This is a genomic window from Pseudomonas sp. Sample_16, assembly GCF_004307665.1.
In the GTDB taxonomy this organism is placed as follows: domain Bacteria; phylum Pseudomonadota; class Gammaproteobacteria; order Pseudomonadales; family Pseudomonadaceae; genus Aquipseudomonas.
Genome location: NZ_RCOB01000179.1, coordinates 54792 through 68386, shown reverse-complemented (window position 1 = coordinate 68386; position 13595 = coordinate 54792). Strand labels below are relative to the sequence as shown.

At 58.1% G+C, this 13595-nt stretch carries 12 protein-coding genes and 1 pseudogene; 2 read left to right on the top strand and 11 right to left on the bottom strand.

Annotation, left to right across the window (positions count from 1 at the left end; all coding sequences use genetic code 11):
* Nucleotides 1-6 precede the first annotated feature (6 nt).
* From D8U69_RS23915 to rfaH, 5 genes are all read right to left on the bottom strand, one after another.
* A complete protein-coding gene (locus tag D8U69_RS23915) occupies nt 7-1398 on the bottom strand; it encodes an undecaprenyl-phosphate glucose phosphotransferase (protein ID WP_056854399.1) in 1392 nt (463 codons plus the stop codon).
* 163 nt (nt 1399-1561) lie between these two features.
* The gene (locus D8U69_RS23910) at nt 1562-3874 is read right to left on the bottom strand and encodes a GNVR domain-containing protein (protein WP_130908261.1); all 2313 of its coding nucleotides are present in this window, start codon (nt 3872-3874) and stop codon (nt 1562-1564) included.
* Nucleotides 3875-3876: 2 nt separating this feature from the next.
* Nucleotides 3877-4410: a polysaccharide biosynthesis/export family protein gene (locus D8U69_RS23905; RefSeq protein WP_056854397.1), complete on the bottom strand. Its 534-nt coding sequence runs from the start codon at nt 4408-4410 to the stop codon at nt 3877-3879.
* Between the two features lie 12 nt (nt 4411-4422).
* Nucleotides 4423-5583 (bottom strand): outer membrane beta-barrel protein, encoded by a 1161-nt coding sequence (locus D8U69_RS23900; RefSeq protein ID WP_056854396.1) that lies wholly within the window; start codon nt 5581-5583, stop codon nt 4423-4425.
* Nucleotides 5584-5595: 12 nt separating this feature from the next.
* Nucleotides 5596-6132, bottom strand: coding sequence for a transcription/translation regulatory transformer protein RfaH (gene rfaH / locus D8U69_RS23895; protein WP_130908260.1), 537 nt, complete (start codon nt 6130-6132; stop codon nt 5596-5598).
* A 611-nt stretch (nt 6133-6743) separates the two neighbouring features.
* Between rfaH and D8U69_RS23890 the strand changes: the two genes are divergently transcribed.
* The gene (locus D8U69_RS23890) at nt 6744-7721 is read left to right on the top strand and encodes an NAD-dependent epimerase (RefSeq protein ID WP_130908259.1); all 978 of its coding nucleotides are present in this window, start codon (nt 6744-6746) and stop codon (nt 7719-7721) included.
* A gap of 113 nt (nt 7722-7834) precedes the next feature.
* Here the strand turns inward: D8U69_RS23890 and D8U69_RS23885 are convergent, their stop codons facing one another.
* The 4 genes and pseudogenes from D8U69_RS23885 to D8U69_RS23870 form a co-directional block, all read right to left on the bottom strand.
* Nucleotides 7835-8044: a hypothetical protein gene (locus D8U69_RS23885; RefSeq protein WP_056854390.1), complete on the bottom strand. Its 210-nt coding sequence runs from the start codon at nt 8042-8044 to the stop codon at nt 7835-7837.
* A gap of 325 nt (nt 8045-8369) precedes the next feature.
* Nucleotides 8370-8783: pseudogene (locus D8U69_RS23880) on the bottom strand (VOC family protein).
* A gap of 90 nt (nt 8784-8873) precedes the next feature.
* Nucleotides 8874-9533 (bottom strand): TetR/AcrR family transcriptional regulator, encoded by a 660-nt coding sequence (locus D8U69_RS23875; RefSeq protein ID WP_056854388.1) that lies wholly within the window; start codon nt 9531-9533, stop codon nt 8874-8876.
* On the bottom strand, nt 9520-10371 hold the full coding sequence (locus D8U69_RS23870) for a 3-hydroxybutyryl-CoA dehydrogenase (RefSeq protein WP_056854387.1): 852 nt from the start codon (nt 10369-10371) through the stop codon (nt 9520-9522). The genes D8U69_RS23875 and D8U69_RS23870 overlap by 14 nt, the downstream gene beginning before the upstream one ends.
* 165 nt (nt 10372-10536) lie before the next feature.
* On the opposite strand from D8U69_RS23870, the gene D8U69_RS23865 reads away from it, so the two are divergent.
* Nucleotides 10537-11544 carry an AraC family transcriptional regulator gene (locus D8U69_RS23865; RefSeq protein ID WP_130904936.1) on the top strand — a complete coding sequence of 336 codons (1008 nt, stop codon included), beginning with the start codon at nt 10537-10539 and terminating at the stop codon, nt 11542-11544.
* An 18-nt stretch (nt 11545-11562) separates the two neighbouring features.
* Here the strand turns inward: D8U69_RS23865 and D8U69_RS23860 are convergent, their stop codons facing one another.
* Nucleotides 11563-12516: an alpha/beta hydrolase gene (locus D8U69_RS23860; RefSeq protein WP_130908258.1), complete on the bottom strand. Its 954-nt coding sequence runs from the start codon at nt 12514-12516 to the stop codon at nt 11563-11565.
* A gap of 79 nt (nt 12517-12595) precedes the next feature.
* Nucleotides 12596-13594, bottom strand: coding sequence for an NAD(P)H-quinone oxidoreductase (locus D8U69_RS23855; protein ID WP_130908257.1), 999 nt, complete (start codon nt 13592-13594; stop codon nt 12596-12598).
* Between the last annotated feature and the right edge of the window lies 1 nt (nt 13595).

Here is a 13595-nt window from a genome sequence, read left to right as displayed (position 1 = left end):
AGGGCGTCAGTAGATGTTTTTGGAGAACAGCGTGAAGGGGGTTTTGATGAGGATCTTGATGTCCAGCCACAGCGACCATTGGTTGATGTAGTTGAGGTCCTGGGCGACGCGCAGCTGCATCTTTTCCACGGTTTCGGTTTCGCCCCGATGCCCGGTGATCTGGGCCAGCCCGGTAATGCCAGGCTTGAGGCGATGACGGGCCATGTAGGCGCGCACTTTGCCGGTGTAGTAAATGTTGTGGGTCACGGCGTGCGGGCGCGGCCCGACCAAGGCCATCTGACCGAACAGCACGTTGAACAGCTGGGGCAATTCGTCGATGGAGCTGCGACGCAGGAAGCGTCCGAGCGGGGTGACGCGATCATCGTCCCGGGTGGCCTGGCGCACGTCGCTGTCGTCGTGGAGGCGCATCGAGCGAAACTTCCAGACTTTGATCACTTCGCCGTTGCAGCCGTGGCGATTTTGCTTGAACAGCACGGGCCCGGGGGAGGTCAACTTGACGGCAATCGCCACCCCCAACAGCAACGGGCCAAGGACAATAATGGCCATGGCCGCCAGGCTGCGCTCGAACAGATCCTTGCAAAACAGGCTGGCGGGATGCGAGCTGATCAGGCTCTCGTTGAGATAGATGGCCGGCATTCGCTCTATTTCGGAGATCGAATGGTTGAGCAGCACCATGCTGCCGAAGTCCGGGATCCACACCACATCGACGTTCATGTCCAGCAGATCGATGTACAGCGCTTCGATGGTGGCTGCGTGCGCCATTGTCAGGACGATGTAGACGCGACGCACGTCCAGGCGCGTGATGATTTCGCGGATCGAGTCGACATGTCCCAGCAACGGCAAAATGCTCGGTGCCGGGCCACTGTCATCGGCGGCGGAGATGAAGCCCAGGACCAGCGCGCGGTTCGGTCGCGAGAGTTTTTTCGCCAGTTCGTGAGCGGTCGGGCAGGTGCCGATGATCACCGAGCGACGCTCCCTGCAGATCATCCGCGAATGCAGCCGGGCGAAAGAGTGCAGCGGCAGAAAACTCGCGGCCTGGACCACAAAGCCCAGCACTGCCCAGACCATGATGACCTGGCGAGAGTACGTCGCACTGGTCTGGGTGATGAAGGCAATGCTCGCCAGCACTGCCAGCAGGATCAGCCAGCCGGCCAGTAGACGGCCGAGCCCGACCACCAGGCCATGACGCTTGTGATAAACCTGCATCATGCTGTAGATCGGCACTGAACCGAGCACAGTCAGGATCATCAGGATGCGGTAAGGGCTGGTGAGGCTGCCGACGCGCCAGTACACGAGCAGCATTAACAGCGCGACCACCAGCGTCATTGCGCAAAACCACTGGCCCCAGAACGTCAGGCCTCGGCGGTGTGCCATTTGAGCGGTATAGAGCGGAGTCATGGGCTTGACCTCAAGGCAAAATGAATGCGTCAGCGCTTTAGGAGCGGACACGGCGTGGCTCCCGCAGGCTTTTCCGTAGCTCGGCAGAGGTGAAGCGAAGTGTTGTGTTGTGTTGTGTTGTGTTGGCAGTTAACAGCGCAGTGACAGACCGGCAGGCCGGGCGTTACCGGGGTGCGAAGTCGTAGTTATAAAACGACTTGGAATGGTGGTAGCCGTATTTGCGCGCCTTGCGCAGGTCTACCTGATTGAGCACAGTGCCAAATACCGGCACATGGCTTTGTTGCAACATGGCAATGCCTTTCTGCACTTGGCTGATCGGCGTGCTGTCGGCCTTGACCACATAGATCACAGCGTCCGAATGCTTGGCCAGCAACAGCGCGTCGCTGATCATGTCCGCAGGCGGTGAATCGATGATGATGTGGCGGTAACGCGACTTCAGCGCCTCCAGCATCCGCGCCATGCGCGGTGAACTGAGCAGATCCTGCGGCGGAGGCTGGCGTGACGCGTTAAGCGAATCGGCAGGGGACGGCAGCCGCGGTGCGGCGAACAGATCCACCGAAGGCGGCATGACCATCCCGGCCGGCAGCATGTCCAGGTTGCCCACCGAAACGATGCAATCCTCGAGCCTTGCAGTGCCTGCAATTACATTGGCCAGTCCCGGACTGTCGGGCGGAAAGTCAAAGTTCAGCGACAGGGTGGGCTGACGCATGTCGGCATCGATCAGCAGCACGCGCTCCAGTGGAGTGAGCGAGCTGGCCAGGTTGTTGGCAATGGTGCTTTTGCCTTCACCGGCAACCGTCGACGTGACCAGTACCACCTGCGAGGGCATGTCGCTGCTTTGCAACATCAGCCAGGTGCGCAAGTTGCGAATGGTCTCGGAAAAACGCGGGTTCTCATTGTCTTCGAACAACCGCGCCAGTTGCCGACGGCTTTTCTTCATGACCAGCGGAACGACGCTGAGCAGCGGAATGTTCAGCGTGCTTTCAATCGTCTCGTCAGTCTTGAAGGTGTTGCTCAGTTTATCCATGAGCAGCGCCAGCGCCATGCCGACCAACGTCGCAACCAATCCGACGATCCCCACGATCAACGTTTTACGAGGCTTGCTCGCTTCGACAGGGACAATGGCCGGGTCGACGATGCGCACTTTGGTGGAGTCCATATCGGCGGTGGCTGCGGTCTCCTTCAAGCGGGTGACGAAGGTTTCATACAGCGCGCGGGTACTGTCGACTTCACGCTGGAACTCGCGCAACTGGAACTCTTTGCGAGCGATGTCCTGGATCTGCGCCTTGTTGCTGTTGAAGGACTGGCGCAGCGAGGCTTCGCTGGCCGTGGCGAGCTGGTATTGCCGTTCGATGCCGGCGACTACCTGCTGCACCTGCAATTGCAGGCTGGTGGTGGCCGCGCGCAATTCGGACTGCGCGGAGATCAGGCTCGGGTGTTTGGGCCCGTAGCGTCCCGCCAACTCATCGACCTTGGCCTGGGCTTTGGCGCGATCCGCCTGGAATTGCTGGACCAGCGGGTTGCTCAAGACTGCCGGCACGCTGGACAGACGGCTCAGATCGCCGTTGCTCAGGGCCTTCGCCTGACGGTATTCACTCTCGGCTTCTGCACGGTTGCGACGGGCGTCGACCATGCGATTACCGGTCATCTCCAGTTCATTGGCGCTGATGGTGGCGACACCGCCGACATCGACCAGCCCTTGCTCTTCGCGGTAGCCCTGGAGCTTTTTCTCGGCGACACGCAGGTTGTCGCGCAGCTTGATCAGTCGAGTGTTCATCCAGGCAGTAGTGGCCTGCGATGACTTCTCGCTGGTGTCCAGTTGGCTGTCGGTAAAGCCTTGGGCCAGCGCGTTGGCCGCTGCTGCTGCCAGAACCGGGTCGGGCAGTTCGACCTCGATTTCCAGCAACTGGCTTTTGCCAACGAACTTGACGCTGGTGTGCTGCATGAGGTTTTGCGTGACCTGGTTAAAGACGTCTTCTTCGCTGGGCACTTTTTTCATCGGTACCCAGGTACTCAGCCCCGGCAGCCATTGGTCAAGCTCAAGCTCCGCCAGCCATTTGCGCGGGGTGAACCAGGGTGTCGGTTGCTGGCGCGGGTCAGTGACCGGGTTGGTGGTCAGGCCGAGTTTTTTCACCGCGCGTTCGGCAAGGTCCCGCGATTGCAGGAGCGCTTGTTGTGTCTGCAAATACTCGGTGGCATTGCTGCCCGAGTCCTTGACCTGTTGGAAGGACATCAGCGGCGGGGTTTTATCGTTGAACAGCAAGGTGGTACTGCCGATGTATTGCGGGGTAATGGCTGATACAGCAATGGCGGCCAACGCACAGCAGAACAGGACGAGCCAGGCGATGTTCCATTTGGCGCGCCAGATCACCCTCCAGATTTTGAGCAGGTCAATGGTGTCCTGGTTTTCGCTGTACTGTTGATGTACGTGCGTTGACAGAGGACGTTCGACGTAGGTGCTAGGGCTGTTGTCCATGATTAGAAAAAGCCTTGTGCAATGGAAATGGTATCGCCGGGGCCGATCGTGGTGTTGCGGGTGACTTCATCGGTGAGTGTGGCGCCGCCATCACCGCGCACGATGGTCACGCGTTTGATCGAGGCCCGTTCGGTCAAGCCACCGCCCAGGGCGATGGCTTTCTCCAGGGTGAGCCCGGGTATGAAGGGATAATTGCCGGGTTTTTTCACTTCGCCGTTGATATAGAACGGACGATATTCGATCTGGCTCAGGCTGACTTTCGGGTCGTTCAGATAGCCTTGCTTGAGTCCGTCGACGATGATCTTTTCGACTTGCCCGGGGGTCAGTCCCTTCGCGGAAATTTCCCCCAGGAAAGGGTAGGAAAAGGTGCCGGCATCGCTCAGACGGATTTTTTTCATGCTCAGCTCCGGCTCGCCAAAGACGATGATGCGCAAGACATCGCCGGCGGCGAGTTTGTATTGGGTGCCGGGGTCTGCTGCATACGTATTGGGTAGTACCGCCAGTGCGAACAACAAGGCAACTATGCGTATGTTCATGACGAAACCCTCTTAGAGGCTTACGTTGAAGCTGATCTGAACCACGTTACGGGTAAAACTTTCGTTGTCGGCATCCGAGTCGTTGTCGCGGAAGCGATAGCCGAGCTCGATGTCCAGCCACCGGCGCATCGCATAAATCACCGCCAGGTTGTAGTCCTGTAAATCGTCCGTGCGGCTTTGGCCTTCGTAGACATATCGACCGAATCCGGCCTGTGCCAGGGTGGTGATCCGATCCGTCCAACCATGGCGCCAACCGACCTGGGTAAAGGTCGACTTCACCGCATCGGCGCCATCGTCGCCCTCGGCGAGTGCCTGGCGGGCGACAAAGGTGAATGTTGAATAGGTGCGTGGCTTGTATTGCAGGTCCACTTGCCACGTCGGGTTGTCGAGGTCCTTGGATTCGCTGTTGTCGAAGTCTTTTTTCTCGTAACCGAGGCGGACTTTACCGGTGGTCTTGGCGGTGACGTCCCAGACGGCACCGGCGTATACCGCGTTGGATTGGCTGCTGCGCGTGCTGTTGGTTTCCAGATAGTCGAAATCGGTGTAGTCATACTCCAGCAGGCCACGGGTATTGCTGCCGATGCGGTGATACCAGGTACTCGTAAGTGCAGTGGTATTGCGTTCCTTGTCCTCGTTGATGCCATCGGAGTTGTCGGTACGCAGTTCGGCGTAGCTGGCGCCAAAATCGATCTGGTTGTCCGCGCTTTTGGCGCCATAGGTGTAAAGACCGCCCACCCGTTTGTTGTTGAACTTGTCGTTTTCACCTTCGACCGCGGTCGATTCGGTGCGCTGCCACTTGCGGTATTCGGCTTCCAGTTTCAGGCGGTGCCTGTCGGTGAACTCCATGATGCTGTCCGCCCGCAGCCGTTGTGCGGTGTAAGAGGCATCCGATTCGTCGTGATAAATGTAGCGGGCAGGCTGCCAGATCAGTCGTGTCGCGCTGTTGCGGTCTTCAGCCTTGAGCTCGAAGTTGGGCACCAGCTTGGTGATCATCGAGGACTGCGTGTTGTTTTCCAGTTCTCGAAAGTTATCGTCATAGCTCTCTGCGACCAGGAAGGTCGGCGTGAAATCGAATCCGTAAACATTGATCGGTGCCGGATCGAGACTCCAGGCCATTCCTGGGTAAAGAGAGACCATCATCAATGCAAAAGGGCAACGTGAACTCAAGGCCATGTCATGGCTCCGTCAGATATTGGGGTGAATCGAGGATAGCTGACGTTCGAGGTCACGGAGTGGCATGCAGATCGTTTGATTCCGGTTCAGAAATTGAAGCAGGATCATGACGCGCTCAGCCCCGTGCGATGTGATGAAAACCCCCTCGAGTGTTGACAGTGGCCCGCGAACTATTTGCAGGTGGTCGCCGGGTGTCAGGGGCGGGTCATCAGGGGTTAACGATGATTCAAAGCAGCGCGCACGCAGGTGCTCGATGACGTTCTCGGGCACCGTCGCAGGACCATGATTGAATTCGACGAAACGACTGACGCCACGGGTAGAGCGAATGGGCGACCAGTTGTCGTTCCCGCCAAGATGGATGAACAGGTACCCGGGAAAGAGGGACTCCCGAACCCGTTGTTGTTTGCCGCGAATGACGCGATCCCTCAAAAGCTGGGGATGAAAAACGGCATAATTCTGTTGAAGCAGATTGAGGTGGGCGCGTTCGTCCTGGTGAGGCTTGCATTGCAACAGGTACCAGTTGGAACGATCGGAGCTAATTGCGGGCATGCTGGTAAACTCCGTCAATATCGAAAGTTTAGGCAGGCAGTGGCTCTACTGAGTCCGAGAAGTTATCAAGTCAGGCAGAGTTGTTGTTTTTATTTGATGTCCATAAGTGTGTTTCAATAATGAATCACAATATGTTTCATCGGCGTAACAGTGAAGGTAACTGGATTGGCGTTATATCTGACAGCTTGTTAGGCATAACCATCAGGCAGTTTTCGATAGGCAAAGCTACCGCACGGTCCTTACCAAGGATCATTGAAAAACAGAAAAAACTGATGGCGCCCGATCAACAGAAATAAGCGTACAAACTGCACTCGTATTCTGGTTTATCAGACCTGTGTAGTTATTGACCAGTCTCGACAGCATGTCAAACGTTCCTTGTCAAAAAACATGCCTTCTATCCAATAGTTCAATGGGTGTTGCGTAAGTTTTTGTTTTGTAACGTGTTTATATTTCGGCCGAACGGATTAAACTTTTTTTGAAGCTTATAGTCGTGTGCTGAATGAAGGGTTCGCAGGCAATTACCCAATAGTGGGGCTGGTTATTGAATCTGGACCTTGAAATGAAGCAAGGCTATAAGTAACGGCCATGGGAATAACGCGCGGGCAGAGATCATGACCATTCTTGTGACTGGCGCTGCAGGCTTCATCGGGTATCACACCGCCAAACGGTTGTGCCGGGACGGTCTTGAAGTTGTCGGTATCGACAACCTCAACGACTATTACAGCGTGGAATTGAAACTCGCCCGACTCAAGCAACTGAGTGAGATGAGCAATTTCCGTTTTCAGAAGATGGACATTGTCGACAAGTCGGCCTTGATGGCTCTATTTAAACAGCACGGTTTCACCGAGGTTGTGCACTTGGCCGCTCAGGCGGGGGTTCGCTACTCACTGGACAATCCGGATGCCTATGCGCAATCGAATCTGGTCGGGTTTCTCAATGTGCTGGAAGCCTGTCGACACTATCGGCCCGCACACCTGATCTACGCGTCGAGCAGTTCTGTGTACGGCGCCAACAGCAAGTTGCCATTTAGTGTCGATGACGCGGTCGAGCAGCCGGTTTCCCTGTATGCCGCGACCAAGCGCGCCAATGAGTTGCTCGCCTGCAGCTATTGTCATCTGTACGGTCTGAAGGCCAGCGGGTTGCGTTTTTTTACCGTTTACGGGCCTTGGGGCCGGCCGGACATGGCGTTGTTCAAGTTCACGCAAGCGATCCTCCAGGGTCAGCCGATCGATATTTACAATCATGGCCAGATGGCTCGGGATTTCACCTACATAGACGATATTGTCGAAAGCATTGTCCGCCTGTGTCCGAAGCCGCCGGTGCCGGACAAACAGGGGGAGGGCGTCAACCGGCTTTTCAACATAGGCCGTGGCATGCCAATGGCCCTGCTGGATTTTGTCGATTGCCTGGAAGCGGCACTGGGCATACACGCTCAGCGCAACTTTGTCCCGATGCAGGCCGGCGATGTCGTCAAAACCTGGGCTGATGTTTCGGCGCTGGCAGACTGGGTCGGGTTTTCTCCGCAAGTGGAGGTTGAAGCCGGTGTGGCGCAATTTGTGAGCTGGTATCGCAGCTTTTATGGCGTTTGACGCCATACGCAGACGGCTGAGATCGATAGGCAATACGTCTGAAGCCAACTCCATACTCAGCACAGGAGCAGCACGCGTCGCGCCCCCGTGCTCGGAATTGAAATCGGCTTGAGTTAAATCAGATACCCAACAGCCTGGCCAGGGATGTTTTCCTGAGCGCCCGCTACAAGATGCAACGGCACCACCGGTTGTTGATGATCCATTGAGGGGATTTCAAAACTGCCTACTATTTGAAGCTGTCGCTCGCCCAAACCGGTCGCCTCCAACTCTTTTGCCTTGGCCATTCTCGCGTGGTTCGCTGCGATTTCATTGAGAGTTGACACGTTACATCTCCGGTGACTGACCAAGCGTTTCGCTGGAGTCCTTAAGCGTTAGTTTGAGGTGCTGCCGTGTCAGAATTATGTCACTCCTGGGCAGCTACGCTCGGCCTGTGCAAGCCGCAAGCCAGACAAGGCTGTGTATTGCGCCCAGCGTTTTGCTTTGCGACGAAAGGTTATGCGACACGTCTGAACCGGTCTTATCCGAACATTTTCGATATCGGGAAGACCGTTTTGTTGACGTTAGCAGACAGGCGAGGAGTTGCCAGAAAGCCCAATCTTTCGGATTGGGCTGTTTGCGAATGGGCCATCTTCGAACAGGAAGGCCTGATTACTGGTCCTTTTCGCAGTTGACCATCCACGACACACCAAATTTGTCGATCAACATGCCGAAACGGGCGGCCCAAAAAGTGCTGTCCAGCGGCATCTCGACTTTGCCGCCTGCGGCCAGTGCATTGAACACCCGTTCGGCTTCGGCGACGCTGTCGACATTCAGTGAGATCGAACAACCGCTCATGCCCGGTGTCGGGCGGTCGGGCGTGGTATCGGACGCCATCAGCATCTGATCGCCAACTTTCAGGCAGGTGTGGATGATCAGGTCGTGATGTTCCTTTGGCACATGCTCGGCGGCAGGCGTTTCACCGAAGGTCATCATCGCTTCGATATGGCCTTGCAGGCATTAGGCATAGAAGGTGAAAGCGGCTTTGCAGTCGCCGTTGAAAATGAGGTAGGGATTGATTTTCATGATTCTGCTCCCGGTCAATGAAGGTGCACATCGGATCTGACATCGTTTGGCGCGATGAATTCTGATGAGGCTGACCGGGACAGCAAAGCGCTAAAACGCGGCGGCTGCCTGAACATTGTCAGATTTTTTTTCGATAGAGCGGGTGATGCTTATCGCTTCGCTCGCGCGCCGTGGCGCCAGCAGGCGTTCAATGGCGCCGCTCACCAGGTTCTCCAGCAATTCGTTGTGCTCCTGCTCGTCCAGTGACTGAGTCGTCAGCCAACTGGGTGCGCTATTGAGCAGCGAGGCGATGGCATGCCCGGCCGCCAATTTTCCCGATTCGCTGAATCGCGAACGGGCGCCGAGCACCACCAGCAAGGTGCGTTCGTACTGCTCGCGCAATTGCCGTACCCGAGCCTGCTGGTCTTCATTCAGGCAGCCGCAGTCGCGTTCGACCAGGCGAAAATGCCAAGGCATCTCGCGGTGCAGATTGAGGTGGGCGCGAATCACATGGTTGAGCCGGTCTCGCTTGGCCGGCGCCTTTTGCTGGATGCGTCCCAGGGTTGCCAGCAACTCTTCGTAAAACTCTTCGATGAGGTCCAGCAACAGGTGCTGTTTGCTCGGGTAATGGTGATACAACGAGCCCGGGGATAGCCCCAGGCACGTCGCGAGCTCACGCATGCCGACCTGACCGAAACCCTTGCAGGCGAACAGTTCCAGCACCTTGTCCCGGTATTCGGCAAAACGCGAGCAACGCTCAGGCATAGGCATGGAAGCCGCGCCCCGTTTTGCGTCCCAGGTAGCCGGCGGCAACCATTTCCTTGAGCAGTGGCGCCGGACGGTATTTGCTGTCGTTGAAGCCTTCGTAGAACGCTTGCATGATCGCCAGCAGCGTGTCGAGGCCGATCAGGTCGGCCAGCGCCAACGGGCCGATGGGCTGGTTGCAGCCAAGGCGCATCCCGGCGTCGATGTCTTCGGCGCTGGCCAGGCCCTCCTGAAACACCAGGATCGCTTCGTTGATCATCGGCACCAGAATCCGGTTGACCACAAACCCCGGGCGGTTGCCGGCGGTGATCGCGGTTTTGCCCAGGGCCGTCGCCATGTCCAGCGCGAGGGTGTGGGTGGCGTCGCTGGTTTGCAGGCCGCGAATGACTTCGATCAGGCCCATCACCGGCACCGGGTTAAAGAAGTGCAGGCCGATGAAGCGCTCAGGCTGGCTGACGCTGGCGGCGAGCTGGGTGATCGACAGCGATGAGGTGTTGGAAGCGATCACGCAGTCAGCGCTGACCTGTGCGGCGATCTGTTGCAACACCCGCAATTTCAGTTCGAGATTCTCGGTGGCAGCTTCGATGACCAGCTGAGCATTGTGCAGGCTGCTGTAGTCGGTGCTGGTCTGGATCTTGTCGAGCGCCGCGTTTTTTTGCTCGGTGGTCAGGGTGTCCTTGGCGATCTGCCGATCGAGGTTTTTACCAACGGTGGCGATGGCTTTTTGCAGAGCGCTTTCGGAAATGTCGAGCAGGGTCACGTTGAAGCCGGCGAGGGCGCAGACTTGCGCAATGCCGTTGCCCATGGTGCCGGCGCCGATCACGCCAATGTTTTGCAGATTCATGTTGCCGTCCTTCCGATAAACCCTGCGATACCTTGGCCGCCGTCGTGGCACAAAGCGTACTATTGCCGCGAGTCTAGAACCGGCAGGGCGGTTGTCCTATGCCGAAACTGTTCAACGGGCCTGATGTTTTTTGCCATTTCGGGTGATCGGGAGAGAAGCGTTCACATGCGGGAAAAGGATTCAGTGGCCGCCTACTTCGTGCAGGCAATGATCCATGGGCTGGCGGACGATTCGCAGCGGGTGCGTGCCGTGCTGGAACAGGCCGGCATCGACCCGGCCGTGATGCAGCAGCCATCGGCGCGAGTGCCGGCCAGTGCCTTTGCGGCGTTGTGGCTGATTCAGATCCGCGAGCTCAACGACGAGTTCTTCGGCCTCGATTCCCATGGCATGCCGCCAGGCGCTTTTGCGCTGATTTGCCGGGCGTTGATTCAGGAGCCCGACCTGCACAAGGCCATGCGCCAGTGCCTGGCCAATTTCGCCCTGTTCCTGCGCGACTTTCGCGGCACGCTGACCGTGCGCGGCAAACGGGCGGTAATCAGTCTGGAGACGTATTCGCAGAATGCCGATGCCAATCGTTTCGGCGAAGAAACGTTCCTGGTGCTGATGATCAGTTTGCTGTGCTGGCTGGGAGGCCGGCGCATACCTATCGACCGCGCAGACTTCCGCCATGAACGTTTGTCCTTGAGCGATGACCGGTTGCTCTGGGGCCCCAACCTGACCTTCGGTGCCGAGCGCACCGAAATCGAGTTCGCCAGTCACTACCTGCGGCTACCGGTGGTCCAGGACCTGGCGTCGCTGAAAGTATTTCTGCGCACCGCGCCACAATGGCTGGTGATCCGTTTTCGCAATCAGCATGGTCTGGCGTCGCAAGTGCACCAACGCTTGCGCAGCAGCCATTACAGCCAATGGCCGACCTTGCAGGCCTTTGCCCTGGAACAACACCTGAGCCCCAGCACCTTTCGCCGAAAACTGGAGCGCGAAGGTTGTTCCTATCAGGAAATCAAAGACGAAGTGCGCAGGGCGGTGGCGTTCGAACAGCTGCGCGAAAGCCGGGCGAGCATCAGCGACATTGCCGAGCAGTTGGGGTTTCAGGAGCCCAGCGCGTTTCACCGGGCATTCAAGAAGTGGACGGGAGAAAGTCCGGGTCGCTATCGGGCGCGGTTTCAGGGCTAGCTGATCGGGTCAATGCGCTCAGGAATCCTGCGCACCTTGAATCATCGCCGGGCCGGCCATCTGCGGTTTTTCCCGCAGCAAGTTTTCCAGTGCCTTGCGATATTGATTGCCCCCCAGGCTCATGCTGTTGTTGTGCGTGCCGCCGGGAATCAGCAACAGGCTCTTGGGCTGGTTGGCGGCATTGAACAGTTGCTGGCTGAATCGCGACGGCATGAACTGATCGGCCAGGCCATGGACCACCAGCAGTGGCATGTCGATGTCGACGATCTTGTCGATGGAGTCGAATTTCTGCGACAACAACCAGCGCACCGGCAACCAGTTCACCGGCAGGTTGTTGCCGGCGACTTCCGCCACGGCATCGCCAAGCGAGGTGAAGGTGGACTCGATCACCAGGCCCCGGACCGGCACCGAACCATGATTGTTTTTCGCCTGGGCGGCGAGCTCTGCTGCAAGGTCGATGGCCACCGCACCGCCTAGCGAATGGCCGTAGATCAAGCGTTTTCCGGCGTCAGGTTGCATCACCTTGAAACGCTCCCAGGCGGCCATGGCATCTTCGTAGACACTGGCTTCCGATGGCAGGTCGCCTTTGCTCTGGCCAAACCCGCGGTAGTCGATCGCCAGCACCGAATAACCCATGGCGCGCAACTGCTCGATACGGAACGCCTGTCCGGTCAGGTTCCAGCGCACACCGTGCAAGTAGAGAATTGCCGGTGCATCTTTACGCGCTGCCGGCCACCACCAGGCATGCAGGTTTTGCCCGGCCTTGAAACTTGCTGGCTTGATGTCCAATTCCTGAACGTCCTGCGGCAAGCCGCGATACCAGCCTGCCGTGCCCGGTTCGATGCGAAACAGCAACTCGCGCTCCTTATATTGCAGAGCACCGCAACCCACGGGCAGGCCCACCACCAGCGCGGCCATGCACAGCAGCGGTAGCCAGCGTCGCCGCAGACGAGTGAGAAGAGCAGTGGACATCGGTTGTTCAACCCGCACGGACATGAAGTTCGCGTTTTAGCAGATGCACACGCAGGGCGGGAATAATTTCGACAGCCGTTCAATCCACCCGCAACACAATCTTGCCGATGTGATCGCCGCCCTCCATGCGCCCGTGGGCCTGCGCCGCGTGGGCCAGGGGATAAACCTCATCGATCATTGGCAGGCAACGCCCGGCCGCCAATACCGGCCACACGTGCTCGCGCAACTGTTGCGCAATCGCGGCTTTTTCTTCCCGGGTGCGAGAACGCAACAACGAGCCGGTGACTGTGGCGCGTTTGGCCATGATCGCCAACAGATCGACTTCCCTGGCTACTGCGCCACCGAGGAAACCGAGCATCACCAGTCGCCCTTCGAGGGCCAGCGCCGCAACGTTACTGTTGAGGTACGAACCGCCCATGATGTCGAGAATCACATCGACGCCGCGCCCCGCGGTTTTTTCAGCAATGACCTGGGTAAAATCCTGTTCGCGATAGTTGATCGCCTCGGCGCCCAGTTCGCGGATCACCGCGCACTTTTCTGCACTGCCCGCCGTGGCAAACGCTTCGATGCCGAACTCACGGCAGAGCATCAACGCGGTGGTGCCGATGCCGCTGGTGCCGCCATGAATCAAGACTCGTTGATCTTTGCGCGCGCCGCCCATCTCGAACAGGTTGGCCCACACGGTGAAGAACGTTTCCGCAATGGCTGCGGCGTGTAGCCAATCCATGCCGGCTGGAATCGGCAGAGCCTGACTGGCGGGGACGACACAATACTGCGCATATCCGCCGCCGTTGGTCAGGGCGCAGACGTTGTCGCCGACCACGAAGTCGCTGACGCCTGCGCCAAGCCCGACCACTTCACCGGCCACCTCCAGCCCCGGGATCGGATTCATGCCCGGTTTCATCGGGTATTGACCGGCGCGTTGCAGCACATCAGGTCGATTGACCCCGGCGGCATGAACACGGATCAACAGTTCCCCAGCGCCCGCCTCGGGGACGGGCACCAGGTTTGGTTGCAGCACTTCAGGGCCACCGGGTGTGGTGATTTCGATTTGGGTCATGGTTTGCGGCAGCGACATG